The organism is Streptomyces sp. NPDC024555 (assembly GCF_055559335.1).
On sequence record NZ_JBVHKV010000012.1, the window covers coordinates 56,981 to 77,084 of the forward strand.

Genomic DNA, 20,104 nt, shown 5'->3' on the forward strand with positions numbered 1-20,104 from the left:
TCCGTGTGGTGCGCGCCGTGCGCGGGCATGACCCTGCCTTGTGTAGGCCGTTCGGGGCAAACCCGGTGCTGAGCGGGTTAGAACAGATGAACGGACGCGAACCTGAGAACGGTCTGCGGGGCACCGGAGAGAACGATTCCGGCGACGGCGGTGAGGGCGATCGCGGCGGTGAGCGAGGCCGGGGTGCGCGGTCCCCGCGCAGGTCGCGGCCCGTCGGCGGGCGCGGGGGCGGTGTCCGTCGCGGGTTCGGCGGCCGTCGCCTCCGCCGGGGCGCGGAAGAGGGCCGCGGTCCAGCGCAGGTAGTAGTACAAGGCGATCACCACGTTGACGGCCATGACCACGGCGAGCCAGCCCAGTCCGGCGTCCACGGCCGCGGAGAAGACCGTGACCTTGGCGAAGAGGCCGATGATGCCCGGCGGCAGCCCGGCCAGGCAGAGCAGGAAGAAGGCCAGGGCGAGGGCGGCGAGCGGCCGGGTGGCGTACAGGCCCCGGTAGTCGTCGAGCCGGTTGCCGGGGTGGCTGCGAGCGACGAGGGCGGCCACCGCGAACGCGCCGAGGTTCACGACGGCGTACATGAGGGCGTACGCGACGGTGGAGCCGATCTGGCGCTCCCCCGCGTATCCGGCGGCGGCGATCGGCACCAGGAGGTAGCCGGCCTGGGCGACGGAGGACCAGGCGAGCAGCCGTACGGCGCTGCGGGCGCGGTCGGTGCGCTGGCGGAGCGCCGCGGCGTTGCCGACGGTCATCGTGAGGGCGGCGAGGACCGCGAGGGCGGGGCCCCACACGTCGGCGTACGCCGGGAAGGCGATCACGGTGACGAGGATCAGACCGGAGAAGCCGACCGCCTTGCCGACGACCGAGAGATAGGCGGCGATCGGCAGGGGGGCGCCGATGTAGGTGTCGGGCACCCAGAAGTGGAACGGCGCGGCGGCGGTCTTGAAGGCGAAGCCGACCAGGGTGAGGACGACTCCGGTCTCGGCGAGGGTGCCGAGCTGTCCCGGGACGTCGTCGAGGCGGGCGGCGATCTCCGTGAGGTGGAGGGTGCCGGTGGCCGCGTACACGAAGCTGACGCCGAGGAGCGTGACGGCGGTCGCGACGACGGAGGACAGGAAGAACTTCAGCGCGGCCTCGGAGGAGCGGCGGTCGCCGCGCTTGATGCCGACGAGGGCGAAGGCGGGCAGCGAGGCGACTTCGAGGGCCACGACGAGCGTGGCGAGGTCGCGGGCGGCGGGCAGCAGGGCCGCGCCGGCGGCGGAGGAGAGCAGCAGGAACCAGAACTCCCCGGCCGGGAGCCTGCGGGTGTCCCCGAGCGAGAGCAGCGCGGTGAGCAGGGCGCCGCCGAGCACGAGGGCCTGGATGACCAGGGCGAAGTGGTCGGCGGTGTAGCTGCACGCCTGGCCCGCGCCCGGGGCCGTGGCGGTGAGGCAGAAGGTGGAGCGGTCGCCGTCGCGCAGGGGTACGAGCAGGGCGAGGGCGGCGACGAGTCCGGCCACGGCCCCGTACCCGAGGTACCGCTTGCGGTCGTCGGGCAGGAAGAGGTCGGCGACGAGGACGGCCAGGGCGACGGCCGCGACGGTCACCGGGGGCGCGATCGCGAGCCAGTCGACGGACTGGACGAGGCTGCCGGTGCTGCCGGCCGCGGACTGGACGGCGGGTGCCGCGCCGGGGGCGCTTGCGGCTGCCACAATCACGACTTGCCTCCTGCGAGGAGCTTCTGCACGGCCGGGTCGGTGAGGCCGAGGAGGACGGCGGGCCAGAGGCCGGCGAGGACGGTGAGCGCCGCGAGGGGGGTCCAGGCGGCGAACTCGTAGCGCTGCACGTCGGCGAGGGGGCGCGGGTCCTCGTCGCGTGCGCCCATGCAGACGCGGCGGACCACGACGAGGAGGTACGCGGCGGTGAGCAGGGTGCCGAACGCGGCGACGGACATGAAGGTGAGGAACGCCGGGCGGCTGAGTCCGGCGGCCGGGTCGAAGGCGCCGAACAGGGCGAGCATCTCGCCCCAGAACCCGGCGAGGCCGGGCAGGCCGAGGGAGGCGACCGCGGCGAAGGCGAGGAGGGCGCCGAGGCGGGGGGCGCGGCCGTAGAGGGCGGCGCCGGTGGCCCCGGCGAGGGTGTCGAGGTCGGCGGTGCCGTACCGGTCCTTGACCGCTCCGACCAGGAAGAACAGCAGGCCGGTGATGAGTCCGTGGGCGATGTTGGCGAAGAGCGCGCCGTTGACGCCGGTGGGGGTCATGCTCGCGATGCCGAGGAGGACGAAGCCCATGTGGCCGACGGAGGAGTACGCGATCAGCCGTTTGAGGTCGCCCTTGGCGCCGGGCCGGGCGAGGGCCAGGCAGGCGAGCGATCCGTAGATGATCCCGGCGACCGCGAAGGCGGCGAGATAGGGCGCGAAGGTCCGCATGCCGTCGGGGGCGACCGGGAGCAGGATGCGGACGAATCCGTACGTGCCCATCTTCAGCAGGACGCCGGCGAGGAGGACGGAGCCGACGGTCGGGGCGGCGGTGTGGGCGTCCGGCAGCCAGCTGTGCAGCGGCCACATCGGGGTCTTCACCGCGAGCCCGATCCCGATCGCGAGAACGGCGGTGACCTGCACGGACGAGGTGAGGCCCCGGCCGTTGTCAGTGGCGAGTGCCACCATGTCGAAGGTGCCGCTCTTCAGCCCGACGAGGAGCAGGCCCAGCAGCATGACGACGGAGCCGAGCAGGGTGTAGAGGATGAACGTCCAGGCGGCCGCCTGCCTCCTGGCACCGCCCCAGCGGGCGATGAGGAAGTACATCGGGATGAGCACCATCTCGAAGGCCAGGAAGAAGAGGATCAGGTCGAGGACGGCGAAGGTGGCGAGGGTGCCGGACTCCAGGACGAGGATCAGGGCGACGAAGGCCTTCGGGGAGGGGCCGTCGGGCAGCTTGAAGTAGCTGTACAGCGCGCAGAGGAAGGTCAGCAGCGCGGTCAGTACCAGAAGGGGGAGCGAGATGCCGTCGATGCCGAGGTGGATGCGGACGTCGAGCGCCGGGATCCAGCTGATGTCGGTGGTGGCCTGCATCGTCGACGGGTGGTCGTGGTCGAAGCCCGCGGCGAGCACGAGGGTGGCGAGCAGGATCGCGCCGGTCACGGTCACACCGTGGCGGAGCACGGCCTGGTCGGGGGTGCGGCCCTTCAGTCCGGGGGGTGCGGGGAGCAGGGCGGCGACGGCACCGATGAGCGGGCCGACGACGACCAACGCCAGAAGGAACTGCATCACGGACGCACTGATATCGATCACGGCTCACGACCCGGCGTTGACGTTGGCGAGGACGACGGCGGCGACCGCCAGGACCAGCGAGCCGGCGAGCAGCGCGCTGAGGTAGGTCTGCACGTTGCCGGTCTGGGCGCGGCGGACGGCGGTGCCGAGCCAGCGTGCGCCGGTGGCGGAGCCGCGCACGTAGGTCTCGACGACCTCGCGGTCCAGGAAGCGGACGAGGCGCGCGGCGGCCTGGACGGGGCGGACGAACAGGGCCGTGTAGAGGGCGTCCAGGTGGAAGCCGGTGGCGGCGTGGCGGTGGACGGGGCCCAGGAGCAGCCGGCCGGGGTCGGCCGGGTCGGGGGCGGCCGCGGTGCCTCCGTAGGCGGCGGTCCGGCCCTCCATGGCCTCGACCTCGACGAGGGCGGGTTCGGCGTCGGGGTGGGCGGCGACGGCTCCGATGGGGGTGCGGGCGGCGAGTGCCGTGGTGTGGCGCCAGGCGCCGTAGGTGACGAGGCCGCCGACGAGGCCGACGCCGGTGGAGAGCACGGCGGTGGTCAGGGTCGGGGTGAGGCTGTGGCCGTCGAACCAGTCGGTGATCACGCCGACGGTCAGTCCGAAGGCCATGGTGGGGACGGCCAGTACCCAGAGGACCGCGGTCATGGGGACGGGCTGGGCGCCGTGGTCGGGGGCCTCGGTGCCCCGGCCGCGGAAGGCGAGGAGCCAGAGGCGGGTGGCGTACGCGGCGGTGAGGACGGCGGCCAGCAGGCCGGCGACGAGGACGGTCCAGCCGGCGGCGGCCGGGGCGACGTGGCGGTCGCCGAGGGCGGTGTGCTCGGCGGCGACGAGGACGGCTTCCTTGGAGAAGAAGCCGGCGAACGGCGGGATGGCGGCGAGCGCGAGGAGGGCGACGGTCATCGTCCAGTAGGCGTCGGGGACGCGCTTGGTCAGGCCGCCCATGCGGGACATGGCGGCCAGGGAGTTGGTGCCGGCGGCGTGGATGACGACGCCGGCGGCCAGGAAGAGGACGGCCTTGAACGCACCGTGCGAGATGAGGTGGAAGACGGCGGCGCCGCGGTCGCCGACGGCCAGGGCGCCGGACATGTAGCCGAGCTGGCCGATCGTGGAGTACGCGAGGACGCGCTTGATGTCGTCCTGGGCGAGGGCGGCGAGTCCGGAGCCGATCATCGTGACGGCGGCCATGACCGCGAGGACGACGAGGGCGGCGCCGGATTCCGCGAAGACGGGGAGGAGCCGGGCCACGAAGTAGATGCCGGCGGCGACCATCGTCGCCGCGTGGATCAGCGCGGAGACGGGGGTGGGGCCGGCCATGGCGTCGGGCAGCCAGGTGTGCAGGGGGAACTGCGCGGACTTGCCGGCGACGCCGGCGAGCAGGAGCAGCGCGATGACGGTGGGGTGGTCCAGGCCGCCGTGGGCGACGGAGCCCAGGATGCCGGTGATCCGGAAGGTTCCGGTGTCGGCGGCGAGGGCGAACAGACCGATGAGGAAGGGGACGTCGCCGAGTTTGGTGACCAGGAAGGCCTTGAGGGAGGCGGCGCGTGCCTCGGGCGTCTCCCAGTAGTGGCCGACGAGGAAGTACGAGCAGATGCCCATGATCTCCCAGCCGACCAGGAGCACCATCAGGTCGCCGGAGTAGACGACGAGCAGCATCGCGGAGGTGAAGAGGGAGACGAGGGCCGCGTACGAGGGGTAGCGCGGGTCGTCGCGCAGATACGCGGTGGAGTAGATCTGCACGCAGCTCGCGACCAGGGCGACCAGGACGGCGACGAGGACGGCGAAGCCGTCGAGGTGCAGCGCGAGGTCGATGGGCACGGAGCCGGTGGGGGTGAGCTGGGTCGCGGCGTCGATGGCGCGGCCGCCGCCCTGGCGTGCCGCGACGACGGCGGCGAGGACGAGGGAGGCGAGCGAGGGCAGGACGGCGAGGGGCCGGACGTAGCCGGGGGCGGTGCGGCCGAGCAGGAGACCGGCCGCGGCCCCCAGGAACGGGAGGAGCGGGACGAGGACGGCGAGGGTCGTGGTGGTCACGCGGTGGCCTCCGCCTTCTGTGCCGTGCCCGCGGCGGTGGCCGCGTCGTCCGTGGGGGCGGCGTCGGTGCCGGCGGTGTCGTCCGCGTCGTCGGGGAGCGCTTCGGCGGCGTCGGTCTCGGCGGTGTCGCGGAGGCGGTCGACGTCGGAGCTGCCCCGGTTGCGGTACACGGCGAGGACGACGGCCAGGCCGATGCCGATCTCCGCCGCCGCGACGGCGATGGTGAACAGGGTGAGGGCCTGCCCGGCGTGGAGCGTGTCGCGGAGCCAGACGTCGAAGGCGACGAGGTTGAGGTTGACGGCGTTGAGCATCAGCTCGACGGACATCAGGACCAGGATCGCGTTGCGCCGGGCGAGGACGCCGTAGAGCCCGGTGCAGAAGAGGAGGGCGGCCAGGACGGCGGGATAGGCGAGGTGCATCAGCTGTTCTCCTCTCGGCTCCGGACGCCGGCCTTCGGGGCGTGGTCCTTCCGGGCCTGGTCCTTCCGGGCCTGGTCCTTCCCGGCGTCGCGGCTCTTGCGGGAGAGGACGACCGCTCCGACGAGGGCGGCGAGCAGGAGGACGGAGAGGGCCTCGAAGGGCAGGACCCAGTGGCGGAAGAGGAAGGAGCCGGTGACCTCGGTGGAGCCCTGGGCGGGCCCGTCCAGGTCGATCCAGGTGGTGCGGAAGGCGTCCACGACGACCCAGACGAGGGTGCCGGCCGAGGCAACGGCGACCGCGAGGGCGGCCCAGCGGTTCTCCGAGTCGGCGTCCGGGGAGCGGCCGATGGGGGCGCGGGTGAGCATCAGTCCGAAGAGGAGGAGGACGACGACGGAACCCACGTAGATCAGCACCTGCACCCAGGCGATGAACTCGGCGGTGAGCAGCAGGTACTCGACGGCGAGGCCGCCGAGCGCCACGATCAGCCAGAGCGCGGCGTGGACGAGCTGCCGGGTCGTGACGGTCACGAGGGCGGCGCCGAGGGTGGCGATGCCGACGAGGACGAAGACGATCTCGACCCCGCTCGGGGAGAGGAAGCCGGGGTGGCCGGCCGCGGTGATCACTCCTGTCCCTCCTGACCGGGTTCGGGAACAGAGGTGTCGGCAGCGGCCTCGGCGGTACGGGCAGCGGCCTCGGCGGCTTCCTGTTCGCGCTGGGCGCGGAGTTTGTCGGCCGTCTTGCGGGCGGCGGCGATCTCCTTCGGTTCCTCGGCACCGGCGTCGAGGGCCGGGGGCTCGGGGACCGTCCACATCCAGTCGCGCAGTTTGTCGCGCTCGTGGGTGAGTTCGAGGATGTCGGTCTCGGCGTACTCGAACTCCGGCGACCAGAACAGCGCGTCGAACGGGCAGACCTCAATGCAGATGCCGCAGTACATGCAGAGCGAGAAGTCGATGGCGAAGCGGTCGAGGACGTTGCGGCTGCGTTCGCGTCCGCCGGGGACCGCGGCGGGCACGGTCTCCTTGTGGGAGTCGATGTAGATGCACCAGTCGGGGCACTCGCGGGCGCAGAGCATGCAGACGGTGCAGTTCTCCTCGAACAGCGCGATGACGCCGCGGGAGCGGGGCGGGAGTTCGGGCTGCACGTCGGGGTACTGGGCGGTGACGGTCTTCCTCGTCATCGTCCGCAGGGTGACGGCGAGGCCCTTGGCCAGACCCGAGCCGGGGATGCGGGGCCGGGAGGGCGGGGGCGGTACGGCCACTAGTTGATCGCCACCTTCACGATGCCGGTGAGCGCGATCTGCGCGAGGGCGAGGGGGATGAGGACGGTCCAGGCGAGCTTCTGCAGCTGGTCCTCGCGCAGGCGCGGGTAGGTCACGCGCAGCCAGATGACGACGAAGGCGAGGATGCCGGTCTTCAGCAGGGTCCAGACCCAGCCGAGTCCGTCGGCGCCGAGCGGTCCGTGCCAGCCGCCGAGGAAGAGGACGGTGGTCAGTCCGCAGAGCACGACGATTCCGGCGTACTCGGCGAGCAGGAAGAGCGCGAAGCGCAGCCCGGTGTACTCGGTGTACGCGCCGAAGATGATCTCGGAGTCGGCGACGGGCATGTCGAACGGCGGGCGCTGGAGTTCGGCGAGGCCGGCCACGAAGAAGACCAGTGCTCCGGTGATCTGCCAGGGCAGCCACCACCACTCGAAGGCGTCGAGGATGCCGGGCAGCGAGACCGTTCCGGCCGCCATCGCGACGGAGGCGGCGGCGAGGAGCATCGGCAGTTCGTACGCGAGCAGCTGTGCGGCGGTACGGAGGCCGCCGAGCAGGGAGAACTTGTTGGCGGAGGCCCAGCCGGCCATGAGGGAGCCGAGCACGCCGATCCCCATCACGGCGAGCACGAAGAAGATGCCCGCGTCGAGGACCTGGCCGACCGCGCCCTCGCCGGGGCCGATCGGGACGGCGACGAGGACGAGGAGGTACGGGAGCAGCGCGACGGCGGGCGCGAGCTGGAAGACCCGCCGGTCGGCCTCGGCCGGGACGATGTCCTCCTTCTGCGCGAACTTCACGCCGTCGGCGACGAGCTGGGCCCAGCCGTGGAAGCCGCCGGCGTACATGGGGCCGAGGCGGCCCTGCATGTGCGCCATGACCTTGTGTTCGGTCTGCCCCACGACGAGCGGCAGGACCATGAACACCGCGAACACGATGACGAGGCGGAGGGCGACGTCCAGTACGTCGTTCACTCGGGGTCGCCTCCGGAGTCGGGGGGTCGGGGGGTCGGGGGGGTGTCCGTGTCCGGGGTGTCCGTGTCCGGGGTGTCCGTGTCCGGGGTGTCCGTGTCCGGGGTGCCCGTGTCCGGTGCGGATTCGGGGGCCGGGGTGGCGTCCGTGTCCGGTGCGGATTCGGGGGCGGCCGGGGCCTCGGAGGACGGTGCGGATCCGGGGGGCGGGGTGGCCTCGGAGGGTGGTGCGGCGGGCGTGTCCGGGGTGTCGCTGCGCTCGGCTTCTCCCCTGCCCGCCCCTTCCCGAACCGGAGGCTCCGCCCCCGGACCCCCGCTCCTCGAACGCCGGAGGGGCTGAGAAGGTCCGGACGGCTCGTCGAACGCGGGGCGGGCATCGTGCCACGGCGCGTCCGAGCCGGGCGAAACGGGCCGGGCGGGGCGCGGAGCGGCGTCCGCCGGCGTCCCGGACCCGGGGCCCGCGTCCTTCGGCGCGTCGTTCTCCGTAACCGCTTCGCTCTTCGGCACGCCGTCCCCAGCGCGCGCGTCCGTCGGCTTCCCGGACCCCGGGGCCGCGTCCGCCGGCTTCCCGGCCTCCGGGGCCGCGCCCGTCGGCGCGCCGGCGCCCGGGACCGCGCCCGGCGACACCGCGTCCCCCGCACCCGCACCCGCACCCGCACCCGCACCCGACGTGGTCTCCCCCGTCGGCGGTTGCTGGCTCGCGGACCCCTGTGAGGCGCTGCGGTTGCGGCGCGGGCGGGGGGCCGGTGCTTCGGCGGGGGCGGTGTCGGGGGCGGCAGGGGTGGCGTCGGCGGTGGTGCGGGTGCGGCGGGGCGGGCGCTCGGCGGTGGCGGGGCGCGCGGCGCGGGCGGGGCGGGCCGGGGCGGGCGGGAGCTGGCCCTTCAGGGGGCCCCATTCGTTCGGGTCGGGCACGCCGGGGGGCAGCATCGTGCGGCGCTTGGGTCCGCCGTGCTCGGACTCGCCGGGCTCCTTGGCGCCCGGCCAGGCCTTGGCCACGCGGGCGGCCAGGACGAAGTCCTTGCGCAGGGGGTGGCCCTCGAAGCCCTCGGGGAGGAGCAGCGGGACGAGGTGCGGGTGGCCCTCGAAGGCGACGCCGAACATCTCGTGGGTCTCGCGTTCGTGCCAGGCGGCGCCCGCGTACACGCCGGTCGCGGTCGGCAGCACGGCGGCCTCGTGCGGAACGGTCGTGCGCAGCAGCAGCCGGCGGACGCCGGTGCCCTCGCCCGGAAGCGCCGCGACATGGGCGCAGACGCGGAAGCCGGTGCCCGGTTCGTCCACGGCGCTCAGCCAGTCGAAGTAGGTGCAGCCGAGGGCGTCGCGGGCGGTCTCCAGGGCGGCGGTCCAGGAGGCGGGCGGGACGTCGACGGTCAGCAGCTCGTAGGCCCGCTCGGCCGTCGCTCCCTCGCCGAAGATCTCCCCGGCCGCGTCGGGCAGCCTTCCGTACACCTCGGCCGGGGCGGCGGGCGTCGTCACGGGGTCTCCTCGTCGGCCGGGGCGGGCGGCGGTGTGACCAGGCCGCTGCGGAGGGACGCGGTGGACGGGCCCGCGTCGGCGTCGCCGTAGCGTTCGCCCAGGGATTCGCGGGCGATCTTCTCCTGGAGCTTGAGGATGCCCTGGAGCAGCGCCTCGGGGCGGGGCGGGCAGCCGGGGACGTAGACGTCGACGGGGATGATCTGGTCGACGCCCTTGGTCACGGAGTACGAGTCCCAGTACGGGCCGCCGCAGTTGGAGCAGGCGCCGAAGGAGACGACGTACTTGGGCTCGGGCATCTGCTCGTAGAGCCGCTTCACGGCCGGGGCCATCTTGTCCGTCACCGTGCCGGAGACGATCATGAGGTCGGCCTGGCGGGGGCCGGGCGCGAAGGGGATCACGCCGAGGCGGATGAAGTCGTGGCGCGCCATGGAGGCGGCGATGAACTCGATGGCGCAGCAGGCGAGTCCGAAGTTGAAGACCCAGAGGCTGTAGCGGCGGCCCCAGTTGAGGACGACCTTCATCGGTTCGGGGGCGAGCCGGGACAGGACGCCCAGGCGCTTGGGTTCCGGCAGGAACGTGGGTACGGCGGCGGGTTCGTCCCCCGCCCCGGCGGACGACGGGCTCGTCACGTCCATTCGAGGACGCCCTTCTTCCATGCGTAGAGCAGTCCCACGGCCAGGAAACCGAGGAAGATGAACATTTCGACGAGCGTCGTCGCGCCGTATCCGGCCGCGGCGAAGACGGTCGCCCAGGGGAACAGGAAGATCGAGTCGACCGCGAAGACCACGTACAGGAAGGCGTAGACGTAGTACCGGACCTGGGTGTGCGCCCAGCCGTCCCCCACGGGGTCCACGCCGCATTCGTACGTCAGGAACTTCTCGCGCGTCGGCACCACGGGCCGCAGCAGCCGGCCGGCCGCGAAGGCGACGGCGACGAAGAGCACGCCGATCACCGCGAGCAGTCCGACCACGGAGTAGCCGCGGAAGTAGTCCGAAGCGAGAACGGCCTGCCCCGGCAGGCCCGTCACGTCGGCGAGAGCGGCCGGTGCCGGAAGGTGCGCCGTGTCCGACGCGAGAACGGCCGATCCCGGCAGGCCCGTCACGTCCGTCACGTCCGCCCCCTCGTTCCCTCAAACCTGTTCGACGATCTGTACGCACGGGAGTCTAGGCCCTGTAAAGGGACGGTAAGCAGTTGCGTCGGGCAACTGGTGGGGTTATCCCCACTTCGCCCCCACCCACGAACCCCATGGCGCCGCGGGGTCCGGCCCGGCAGGCTGGACGCATGACCATGAGCCCCCAGCCGCCCGTCCACGACGGGCCGCCGCCCGCCCGCTTCGCGTTCGACCGGTGGACGTGGAAGGAGATCGCTCATCTCCTGTCCAATCTGCCGCTGGCGATCGCGGGTTTCGTCTACACGATGCTGATGATCAGCATCGGTGCCGGGCTCGCGGTCACGGTGGTCGGTCTGCCGCTGCTGGCGCTCGGGCTCCAGGGGGCCAGGCTGCTGGGGCGGGCGGAGCGCGCGCGGGCGCGGGCGCTGCTCGGGGTGCGGGTCGAGGAACCGAGCGCGCTCTCCCGGGCCCGGCACGACCAGGGCTTCTTCGCCTGGCTGTGGTCGAGCCTGATGGACCCGGTGGGCTGGCGCGCGGCGCTGTACTCGTTCATACGGCTGCCGTGGGGTGTGGTGACGTTCGCGGTGACGCTGGTGGGGCTGTTCGTCCTGTGGCCGGTGCTCCCCTTCGTCGCGCGGTTCCTCGCCAACGCCGACCGGGCGATGGTGCGGGGGCTGCTCTCGCCCTCGGACGATCTGGAGCGCCGGATCGCGGAGCTGGAGTCGGACCGCGGGGTCGTCGTCGACACGGCAGCCGCCGATCTGCGCCGCATCGAGCGCGATCTGCACGACGGAGCCCAGGCCCGCCTGGTCGCCCTCGCCATGGACCTCGGCCTCGCCAAGGAGAAGCTCACCAACGACCCCGAGGCCGCCGCACGCATGGTCGACGAGGCCCACGGCGAGGTGAAGGTCGCCCTCCAGGAACTCCGCGACCTCGCCCGGGGCATCCACCCCGCCGTCCTCACCGACCGCGGACTCGACGCCGCGCTCTCGGCCATCGCCTCCCGCTGCACGGTCCCCGTCACGGTGAGCGTCGATCTGCCCGGCCGGCCCGCGGCCGCCATCGAGGGCATCGCGTACTTCACGGTCTCCGAGCTGCTCCAGAACGTCTCCAAGCACTCCCGCGCCACCCGCGCCACCGTCGAGGTCTGGCGCACCAAGGACCGGCTGCTCCTCCAGGTCACCGACGACGGGCGCGGCGGTGCCTCGCTGGAGGGCGGTACGGGGATGGCGGGCCTCGCGGAGCGGCTGGACGCGGTGGACGGGCTCTTCGTCCTCGAATCGCCGGCCGGCGGGCCGACCACGGTCACCGCCGAGCTGCCCTGGCGCGGCCGGGAGAGCGAGCGGGACGCGGCCGGCAGCCGTTCCGGACGCGTCTGAGCGACCCCCTCCTCCGTCGAACGGCGGGGGGTGGGGAAAACCCCCGGGTGGAGAGGGATACGGCCCTCATGGTGGGCGCGCCCCTCCCCCGGCACCCTTGGAACAAGGACGGAAAAGGCCGCCCCGGCGGACTCGGCAGAAACGGACGGAACCCATGGCCACGGCATACGGACCGGACACACGGGCCCCTCAGCGGCCGGACACCGGGTACGGCCGGGACCCCCACGAGCGGCGGCACGTCCTGCCGCCGTTCCTGCGGGCGCCCGTCGAGGGCCGGACCTGGCGGGAGTTCGGCTATCTGCTGCTGAGCCTGCCGATCAGCATCGTGATGTTCACCTTCGCCGTCGCGATGGTCTCCCTGAGCGCCGGGCTGATCATCACCTTCATCGGGATCCCGCTGCTGGCGGCCGGTCTGGCCATGTGCCGGGGGTTCGGCGCGGTGGAGCGGGCGCGGGCGCGCGGGCTGCTGCGGCTGGACGTGGCCGATCCCGCGCCGGTGCGCGGCCGGACCGGCGGTCTGATGTCCTGGGTGGGCGCCGTCCTGAAGAGCGGGGTGTCCTGGCGCCATCTGCTCTACACGCTGCTCCACCTGCCCTGGGCGGTCTTCGGCTTCGGCGTCTCGGTGGCCCTGTGGACGCAGGGCTGGGGCGCCCTCACCTATCCGCTGTGGCACTGGGTCTTCCCGGCGTACGCGGGGACGGACGGCATCCAGCTGTACGGGGACAGCACGCACCACGTCTATCTGGACTCGCCCTTCGAGCTGGCCGTGACCAGCGCCGCCGGTCTGCTGCTGGTGCTGATCACGCCGTGGGTGATCCGGGGGCTGGTCTCGGTGGACCGGCTGATGGTGAGCGGGCTGCTCGGCCCGTCCCGGCTGGCCTCGCGCGTCTCGGAGCTGGAGTCGGACCGCGGGGTCGTGGTCGACACGGCGGCCGCCGATCTGCGCCGCATCGAGCGCGATCTGCACGACGGAGCCCAGGCCCGCCTGGTCGCCCTCGCCATGGACCTCGGCCTCGCCAAGGAGAAGCTCACCAACGACCCCGAGGCCGCCGCACGCATGGTCGACGAGGCCCACGGCGAGGTGAAGGTCGCCCTCCAGGAACTCCGCGACCTCGCCCGGGGCATCCACCCCGCCGTCCTCACCGACCGCGGACTCGACGCCGCGCTCTCGGCCATCGCCTCCCGCTGCACGGTCCCGGTCACGGTCGACGTGGACCTGTCGTCCCGTCCGGCGCAGGCCATCGAGGGCATCGCGTACTTCACGGTCTCCGAACTGCTCCAGAACGTCTCCAAGCACTCCCGCGCCACCCAGGCCACCGTCGAGGTCTGGCGCAGCGAGGACCGGCTGCTCCTCCAGGTCGGTGACAACGGGCGCGGCGGGGCCGACACGGCCTCGGGCAGCGGGCTCGCGGGGCTGGCCGAGCGGCTGGACGCGGTGGACGGGGTCCTGGTCGTCGACTCCCCCGCCGGCGGGCCCACCCGGATCACCGCCGAACTGCCGTGGCGCGGCTGACCGCGCCCGTCTCCCGGCCCGGCCGTGCCACGGCCGGGCCGTCCCGCGTCTGGGATGCTGGGGCGGAGACGGCACAGGGGTGCAACAGCGAGCAGTGGGGGATTCAGCGTCGTGGTGGAGGACAGGGTGCGCGTGGTCATCGCCGAGGATTCGGTACTGCTCCGGGAAGGGCTCACCCGGCTGCTGACCGATCTGGGGCACGAGGTGGTCGCGGGGGTCGGTGACGCCGAGGCGCTGATCAGGACGATCGGTGAGCTGGCCGGGCAGGACGCGCTGCCCGACGTGGTGGTCGCCGACGTCCGGATGCCGCCCACGCACACGGACGAGGGCGTCCGCGCCGCCGTACTGCTCCGTAAGGAGTATCCGGGGATCGGGGTGCTGGTTCTTTCGCAGTACGTGGAGGAGCAGTACGCCACCGAGCTGCTGGCCGGGTCGAGCCGGGGCGTCGGCTATCTGCTGAAGGACCGGGTGGCCGAGGTTCGCGAGTTCGTGGACGCGGTGGTGCGGGTGGCGCAGGGCGGTACGGCCCTGGACCCGGAGGTGGTGGCGCAGTTGCTGGGCCGCAGCCGGAAGCAGGACGTGCTGGCCGGGCTGACGCCGCGCGAGCGCGAGGTGCTGGGGCTGATGGCGGAGGGGCGGACCAACTCCGCCGTGGCCAGGCAGCTGGTGGTCAGCGACGGTGCGGTGGAGAAGCACGTCAGCAACATCTTCCTGAAGCTGGGGCTGTCGCCGAGCGAGGGCGACCACCGCCGGGTGCTGGCCGTGCTGACGTATCTGAACTCCTGACGCGCCCGGCCGGCCGGGCGCGCCCGGCGTTCCCGGGCACCCGGTCCGGCCGAACCCCGGACGCCCGCCGCCACCATCTGACACTCTGTCAGATAGTAGGCCGACAGGCCCTGCTTCCGGGTGTCTCTTTCGAGGCTCCGGCGGGAAACAGGGTGGGGGGTGAATCATGGCGGAACAGCGCCGAGAATCGTCTCAAAATGCCGTCCACCATGTGATCGGCCAGAGGAAGGCGACCCTTACAGACGTAGGGTGGTGCTCGGGACTTCCGGTCGGCCGGACGGTCCCGAGCCGCCGCGCCGAGGGAGGTCCAGTAAGTGACCAGCCAGGTCAGTAGCCCAGCCGAACAGGCCGACGAGGCCAGTGAGGCGCTCGTAGGGGGACAGCGTGCCCCCCAGTCCGCAGCCGCGGGGACGGGCGGGAAGGAAGTCCGCCGCCTGGACCGGGTGATCATCCGCTTCGCCGGTGACTCCGGGGACGGCATGCAGCTCACCGGTGACCGGTTCACCTCGGAGACCGCCTCCTTCGGGAACGACCTCTCCACGCTGCCGAACTTCCCCGCCGAGATCCGCGCCCCCGCAGGCACCCTGCCGGGTGTCTCCTCGTTCCAGCTGCACTTCGCCGACCACGACATCCTGACCCCGGGCGACGCGCCGAACGTGCTGGTCGCGATGAACCCTGCGGCGCTGAAGGCCAATATCGCCGATGTGCCGCGCGGCGCCGAAATCATCGTCAACACCGATGAGTTCACCAAACGGCCGATGGCGAAGGTGGGCTACGAGACCAGCCCGCTGGAGGACGGCTCGCTGGACGCGTACAACGTCCACCCGGTGCCGCTGACGACGCTCACGATCGAGGCGCTGAAGGAGTTCGGGCTCTCCCGCAAGGAGGCCGAGCGCTCCAAGAACATGTTCGCGCTCGGGCTGCTGTCGTGGATGTACCACCGGCCGACGGAGGGCACCGAGTCCTTCCTGCGGGCCAAGTTCGCCAAGAAGCCGCAGATCGCCGAGGCGAACGTGGCGGCCTTCCGGGCCGGCTGGAACTTCGGCGAGACCACCGAGGACTTCGCGGTCAGCTACGAGGTCGCCCCGGCCTCGCAGGCCTTCCCCACCGGGACGTACCGCAACATCTCCGGGAACCTCGCCCTGTCCTACGGGCTGATCGCCGCGGGCCGCCAGGCGGACCTGCCGCTCTACCTCGGCTCGTACCCGATCACCCCGGCCTCGGACATCCTGCACGAGCTGAGCCGGCACAAGAACTTCGGCGTACGGACCTTCCAGGCCGAGGACGAGATCGCGGGCATCGGCGCCGCGCTGGGCGCCGCCTTCGGCGGGGCGCTCGCGGTGACGACGACCTCCGGGCCCGGGGTGGCCCTGAAATCGGAGACCATCGGTCTCGCGGTCTCCCTGGAACTGCCGCTGCTCATCGTCGACATCCAGCGCGGCGGCCCGTCCACCGGACTGCCCACCAAGACCGAGCAGGCCGACCTGCTCCAGGCGATGTACGGGCGCAACGGCGAGGCCCCGGTGCCGGTCGTGGCGCCGAGGACCCCCGCCGACTGCTTCGACGCGGCGCTCGACGCCGCCCGTATCGCGCTGACCTACCGCACCCCGGTCTTCCTGCTCTCCGACGGCTATCTGGCCAACGGCTCGGAGCCGTGGCGCATCCCGGAGACCGACCAGCTGCCGGACCTGCGCGTCCAGTTCGCGGGCGGCCCCAACCACGAGCTGGCCGACGGCACCGAGGTCTTCTGGCCTTACAAGCGCGACCCGCAGACCCTGGCCCGCCCCTGGGCCGTCCCCGGCACCCCCGGTCTCGAACACCGCATCGGCGGCATCGAGAAGCAGGACGGCACCGGCAACATCTCGTACGACCCGGCCAACCACGACTTCATGGTCCGCACCCGCCAGGCCAAGGTGGACGGCATCGAGGTCCCGGACGTGGAGGTCGACGACCCCTCGGGCGCGACGACCCTCGTGCTCGGCTGGGGCTCGACGTACGGCCCGATCACGGCGGCCGTGCGCCGGCTGCGCGCCGCCGGACGCCCCATCGCGCAGGCCCATCTGCGCCACCTCAACCCGTTCCCGAGGAATCTGGGCGAGGTGCTGAAGCGTTACGACAAGGTGGTCGTCCCCGAGATGAACCTCGGGCAGCTGGCCACGCTCATCCGGGCCAAGTATCTGGTGGACGCGCACAGTTACAACCAGGTCAACGGCATGCCGTTCAAGGCCGAGCAGCTTGCGACGGCCCTCCAGGAGGCCATCGATGGCTGAGACCAACGAACTGCTCCAGCTGGTGCCCAAGGCCGAGGCCAAGCAGTCGATGAAGGACTTCAAGTCCGACCAGGAAGTCCGCTGGTGCCCCGGCTGCGGCGACTACGCGGTGCTCGCCGCCGTCCAGGGCTTCATGCCCGATCTGGGACTGGCGAAGGAGAACATCGTCTTCGTCTCCGGCATCGGCTGCTCCTCCCGTTTCCCGTACTACATGAACACCTACGGGATGCACTCGATCCACGGCCGCGCCCCGGCCATCGCCACCGGGCTCGCCTCCTCGCGGCGGGACCTGAGCGTCTGGGTGGTCACCGGCGACGGCGACGCGCTGTCCATCGGCGGCAACCACCTGATCCACGCGCTGCGCCGCAATGTGAACCTGAAGATCCTGCTGTTCAACAACCGGATCTACGGGCTCACCAAGGGGCAGTACTCCCCGACCTCCGAGGTCGGCAAGATCACCAAGTCGACGCCCATGGGCTCGCTCGACGCCCCCTTCAACCCGGTGTCCCTGGCCATCGGCGCGGAGGCCTCGTTCGTGGCCCGCACGGTCGACTCCGACCGCAAGCACCTCACGAGCGTGCTCCGGGCGGCCGCCGACCACCCCGGCACGGCGCTGGTGGAGATCTACCAGAACTGCAACATCTTCAACGACGGCGCCTTCGAGGCCCTGAAGGACAAGGAGCGGGCCCAGGAGGCGGTGATCCGGCTGGAGCACGGGCAGCCGATCGTCTTCGGCACGGACGGGTCGAAGGGCGTCGTCCGGGACTCGCTGACGGGTGATCTGCAGGTGGTCGCGGTCACCGAGGAGAACAAGTCCCGGATCCTCGTCCACGACGCGCACGCCCCGAGCCCGACCACGGCGTTCGCCCTGTCCCGGCTCGCCGACCCGGACACGCTGCACCACACCCCGATCGGGGTGCTGCGCGACGTGGAACGGCCGGTGTACGACACGCTGATGGCCGACCAGCTGGACGCGGCCGTCGAGCAGAAGGGCAAGGGCGACCTCGCCGCCCTGCTCGCGGGCAACGACACCTGGACGGTCGTGGGCTAGGCCGTCCGCACGGCGTACGAAGCGCCGGCCGCACCCGTGCACCACGGGTGCGGCCGGCGCTTTCGCGTACCCCTCGGTCGGTACGGCCCTCGTACGCGGCGCGTACCCCTCAGTCCGTACGGCCGTCGTACGCGGCGCGCGCCTCGCCGACCGCACCGAGGCTCCGCTCCGACCAGAGCGCCAGGGCCGACACCTGCTCGGCGGCCTCGCGGCCCAGCGGGGTGAGCGCGTAGTCGACGCGGGGCGGGATCACCGGCTTGGCGTCCCGGTGCACGATGCCGTCGCGCTCCAGGGTGCGGAGCGTCTGGGTCAGCATCTTCTCGCTGACGCCGCCGACCTCGCGGCGCAGTTCGCTGAACCGGTACGACCGCTCCAGCAGGGCGATGAGGATGAGCACGCCCCAGCGGCTGGTGACGTGTTCGAGGACGATCCGGGCCGGGCACAGCGGCTCACGGACATCGGGCCGGCGCTCCGGGCTGCTTACGCTCATGCCAGTACCTTACTTCAAAGTGGGTACTTTCGAATGGTTAGTGTGACCCGTAGGGTGAGTGACGGAACGCCCGAAAAGGACATACGCAAGGAGCCCCCCATGAGCATCGTCGTCACCGGAGCCACCGGAGCGCTCGGCCGCCTGGTCGTCGAGCAGCTGCTGACCACCGTCCCGGCGGAGGAGATCGCCGCCGTGGTCCGCGACAAGGAGAAGGCGGCGGGCCTGGCGGCGCGCGGGGTGGAGCTGCGGATCGCGGACTACAGCGACCCGGCGACGCTGGCCGGGGCCTTCCGCGCCGGTGACCGGGTGCTGCTCATCTCCGGCAGCGAGGTCGGCAGCCGCGTCCCGCAGCACACGGCGGTGATCGAGGCGGCGAAGGCGGCGGGCGTGGCGCAGCTGGCGTACACCGGCATCCTGGGCGGCCCCGACGCGGACTTCGTGCTGGCCGACGAGCACAAGGCGACCGAGGAGCTGATCCTGGCGTCCGGTCTGCCGTACACCTTCCTGCGCAACGGCTGGTACACGGAGAACTACACGGCGAACCTGGCGCCCGTCCTGGCGCACGGCGCGGTGGTGGGCAACGCGGGCGAGGGCAGGATCGCGTCCGCGACCCGCGGCGACTACGCGGCCGCCGCCGCGGCGGTGCTGACCGGTGAGGGCCACCTCGGCCAGGCGTACGAGCTGAGCGGCGACACCGCCTGGTCGCTCGCGGACTACGCGGCCGAGGTCGCCCGCGCTTCCGGCAAGGAAATCGTCCACAAGGACGTGCCGGGCGCGGTGCACCAGGAGATCCTGACCGGCGCCGGGGTCCCCGAGGGCTTCGCGGCGATCCTGGTCGACGTGGACGAGGCGATCCGGCGCGGCCGGCTGGCCGGGACGAACGGCGACCTGGCCCGGCTGATCGGCCGCCCGACGACGCCGATGGCCGAGACGGTCGCCGCCGCGGTCGCCGCGCTGTAGGGCCTGTCCGCCCCTTCCCGTCGCCCGCGGCGGAGGCTCCCGGTCCGGTGTCATGACCGTCTGGCGATACGGCTATGACACCGGGCCCCGGCGGCGCTACCGTCGTCAGGTCGGCGGCGGAGCCGGCGGTCATCGCCAGGAGGGGCCCGTGAAGGGGACGAACGACCAGCGGGCCGGACTGCTGTCCGGATTCGCCGCGTACGGCATGTGGGGCGTCGTCCCGCTGTTCTGGCCGCTGCTGAAGCCGGCCGGCGCGGTGGAGATCCTGGCCCATCGGATGGTGTGGTCGCTGGCGGTCGTCGCGGTCGCCCTGCTCGCGCTGCGCCGCTGGGCGTGGATCGGCGCGCTGCTCCGGCAGCCCCGGAAGCTGGGCCTGCTCACGGTCGCCGCGGCGACGATCACGGTCAACTGGGGCCTGTACATCTGGTCGGTGAACAACGGCCATGTCGTCGAGGCCTCGCTCGGTTACTTCATCAACCCGCTGGTCACCATCGCGATGGGGGTGCTGCTGCTCGGCGAGCGGCTGCGCCCGGTGCAGTGGGTGGCGGTCGGCACGGGCGCGGCGGCCGTGCTCGTGCTGGCGATCGGCTACGGCCGGCCGCCGTGGATCTCGCTGGCGCTGGCGTTCTCGTTCGCCACGTACGGGCTGATCAAGAAGAAGGTCGACATGGGCGGCCTGGAGTCGCTCACCGCCGAGACCGCGGTGCTGTTCGTGCCGGCGCTCGGCTATCTGCTGTGGCTGGGCGCCGCGGGCGAGTCCTCCTTCGCCTCCGAGGGCGTCGGCCATGCGGCGCTGCTCGCCGCGACGGGGCTGGTGACGGCGATCCCGCTGATCCTGTTCGGGGCGGCGGCGATCCGCGTACCGCTCTCCACGCTGGGGCTGCTCCAGTATCTGGCGCCGGTCTTCCAGTTCGGTCTGGGGATCCTGTACTTCCACGAGGCGATGCCGCCGGAGCGCTGGGCCGGGTTCGGGCTGGTGTGGGTGGCGCTGGCCCTGCTGACCTGGGACGCGCTGCGGACCTCGCGGCGCACGCGGGCACGGGCCGAGGCGGCGCGGGCGGAGGCGGCGAGGCAGGCGGGGGTGGCGGACGCCGCCGCGACGCCGCGTACGGCCGCCGCGGAACAGCCCCACTAAAAAGGTTACCCGGTTGCTTTTTTAACTCG

General features: G+C 72.5%; 18 protein-coding genes. 7 read left to right on the forward strand and 11 right to left on the reverse strand.

The window, feature by feature from the left end; genetic code table 11:
• Positions 1 to 77: 77 nt before the first annotated feature.
• The 10 genes from ACZ4FH_RS21590 to ACZ4FH_RS21635 all read right to left on the reverse strand — a co-directional run bounded on the left by ACZ4FH_RS21590 (position 78) and on the right by ACZ4FH_RS21635 (position 10,407).
• Complete coding sequence (locus tag ACZ4FH_RS21590) at positions 78 to 1,691, reverse strand: NADH-quinone oxidoreductase subunit N (RefSeq protein ID WP_467306612.1); 1,614 nt, start codon at positions 1,689 to 1,691, stop codon at positions 78 to 80.
• Complete coding sequence (locus tag ACZ4FH_RS21595) at positions 1,688 to 3,238, reverse strand: complex I subunit 4 family protein (RefSeq protein ID WP_467306933.1); 1,551 nt, start codon at positions 3,236 to 3,238, stop codon at positions 1,688 to 1,690. The genes ACZ4FH_RS21590 and ACZ4FH_RS21595 overlap by 4 nt, the downstream gene beginning before the upstream one ends.
• A 27-nt stretch (positions 3,239 to 3,265) precedes the next feature.
• On the reverse strand, positions 3,266 to 5,266 hold the full coding sequence (locus tag ACZ4FH_RS21600; RefSeq protein ID WP_467306614.1) for an NADH-quinone oxidoreductase subunit 5 family protein: 2,001 nt from the start codon (positions 5,264 to 5,266) through the stop codon (positions 3,266 to 3,268).
• Complete coding sequence (gene nuoK, locus ACZ4FH_RS21605) at positions 5,263 to 5,685, reverse strand: NADH-quinone oxidoreductase subunit NuoK (RefSeq protein ID WP_467306615.1); 423 nt, start codon at positions 5,683 to 5,685, stop codon at positions 5,263 to 5,265. Before nuoK ends, ACZ4FH_RS21600 begins: the two co-directional genes overlap by 4 nt.
• On the reverse strand, positions 5,685 to 6,308 hold the full coding sequence (locus tag ACZ4FH_RS21610; protein WP_467306617.1) for an NADH-quinone oxidoreductase subunit J family protein: 624 nt from the start codon (positions 6,306 to 6,308) through the stop codon (positions 5,685 to 5,687). The genes nuoK and ACZ4FH_RS21610 overlap by 1 nt, the downstream gene beginning before the upstream one ends.
• Positions 6,305 to 6,862 (reverse strand): 4Fe-4S binding protein, encoded by a 558-nt coding sequence (locus ACZ4FH_RS21615; RefSeq protein WP_467306934.1) that lies wholly within the window; start codon positions 6,860 to 6,862, stop codon positions 6,305 to 6,307. Before ACZ4FH_RS21615 ends, ACZ4FH_RS21610 begins: the two co-directional genes overlap by 4 nt.
• An 80-nt stretch (positions 6,863 to 6,942) precedes the next feature.
• Entirely contained in the window at positions 6,943 to 7,911 is a 969-nt protein-coding gene (locus ACZ4FH_RS21620; RefSeq protein WP_451434343.1) for a complex I subunit 1/NuoH family protein, read from the reverse strand.
• Positions 7,908 to 9,380 (reverse strand): NADH-quinone oxidoreductase subunit C, encoded by a 1,473-nt coding sequence (locus ACZ4FH_RS21625; protein ID WP_467306619.1) that lies wholly within the window; start codon positions 9,378 to 9,380, stop codon positions 7,908 to 7,910. Before ACZ4FH_RS21625 ends, ACZ4FH_RS21620 begins: the two co-directional genes overlap by 4 nt.
• On the reverse strand, positions 9,377 to 10,015 hold the full coding sequence (locus tag ACZ4FH_RS21630; RefSeq protein ID WP_467306620.1) for an NADH-quinone oxidoreductase subunit B: 639 nt from the start codon (positions 10,013 to 10,015) through the stop codon (positions 9,377 to 9,379). Before ACZ4FH_RS21630 ends, ACZ4FH_RS21625 begins: the two co-directional genes overlap by 4 nt.
• Entirely contained in the window at positions 10,006 to 10,407 is a 402-nt protein-coding gene (locus ACZ4FH_RS21635) for an NADH-quinone oxidoreductase subunit A (RefSeq protein WP_383643264.1), read from the reverse strand. Before ACZ4FH_RS21635 ends, ACZ4FH_RS21630 begins: the two co-directional genes overlap by 10 nt.
• 254 nt (positions 10,408 to 10,661) lie before the next feature.
• On the opposite strand from ACZ4FH_RS21635, the gene ACZ4FH_RS21640 reads away from it, so the two are divergent.
• The 5 genes from ACZ4FH_RS21640 to ACZ4FH_RS21660 all read left to right on the forward strand — a co-directional run bounded on the left by ACZ4FH_RS21640 (position 10,662) and on the right by ACZ4FH_RS21660 (position 17,490).
• Positions 10,662 to 11,870 (forward strand): sensor histidine kinase, encoded by a 1,209-nt coding sequence (locus tag ACZ4FH_RS21640; protein ID WP_467306621.1) that lies wholly within the window; start codon positions 10,662 to 10,664, stop codon positions 11,868 to 11,870.
• 154 nt (positions 11,871 to 12,024) lie between these two features.
• Positions 12,025 to 13,383 (forward strand): sensor histidine kinase, encoded by a 1,359-nt coding sequence (locus ACZ4FH_RS21645; RefSeq protein WP_467306622.1) that lies wholly within the window; start codon positions 12,025 to 12,027, stop codon positions 13,381 to 13,383.
• A 126-nt stretch (positions 13,384 to 13,509) separates the two neighbouring features.
• Positions 13,510 to 14,169, forward strand: a complete 660-nt coding sequence (locus tag ACZ4FH_RS21650) for a LuxR C-terminal-related transcriptional regulator (protein WP_467306936.1) — start codon at positions 13,510 to 13,512, stop codon at positions 14,167 to 14,169.
• A gap of 314 nt (positions 14,170 to 14,483) precedes the next feature.
• Positions 14,484 to 16,439 carry a 2-oxoacid:acceptor oxidoreductase subunit alpha gene (locus ACZ4FH_RS21655; RefSeq protein WP_385108475.1) on the forward strand — a complete coding sequence of 652 codons (1,956 nt, stop codon included), beginning with the start codon at positions 14,484 to 14,486 and terminating at the stop codon, positions 16,437 to 16,439.
• Entirely contained in the window at positions 16,432 to 17,490 is a 1,059-nt protein-coding gene (locus tag ACZ4FH_RS21660) for a 2-oxoacid:ferredoxin oxidoreductase subunit beta (RefSeq protein ID WP_383643157.1), read from the forward strand. The genes ACZ4FH_RS21655 and ACZ4FH_RS21660 overlap by 8 nt, the downstream gene beginning before the upstream one ends.
• A gap of 109 nt (positions 17,491 to 17,599) precedes the next feature.
• On the opposite strand, the gene ACZ4FH_RS21665 is transcribed toward ACZ4FH_RS21660, so the two are convergent.
• Positions 17,600 to 17,980 (reverse strand): winged helix-turn-helix transcriptional regulator, encoded by a 381-nt coding sequence (locus ACZ4FH_RS21665; protein WP_467306624.1) that lies wholly within the window; start codon positions 17,978 to 17,980, stop codon positions 17,600 to 17,602.
• A gap of 99 nt (positions 17,981 to 18,079) precedes the next feature.
• On the opposite strand from ACZ4FH_RS21665, the gene ACZ4FH_RS21670 reads away from it, so the two are divergent.
• Together ACZ4FH_RS21670 and rarD are read left to right on the forward strand one after the other, a co-directional pair.
• A complete protein-coding gene (locus tag ACZ4FH_RS21670; RefSeq protein ID WP_467306626.1) occupies positions 18,080 to 18,940 on the forward strand; it encodes an SDR family oxidoreductase in 861 nt (286 codons plus the stop codon).
• Positions 18,941 to 19,088: 148 nt separating this feature from the next.
• Positions 19,089 to 20,075, forward strand: coding sequence for an EamA family transporter RarD (gene rarD / locus ACZ4FH_RS21675; protein WP_467306628.1), 987 nt, complete (start codon positions 19,089 to 19,091; stop codon positions 20,073 to 20,075).
• Positions 20,076 to 20,104: the final 29 nt, after the last annotated feature.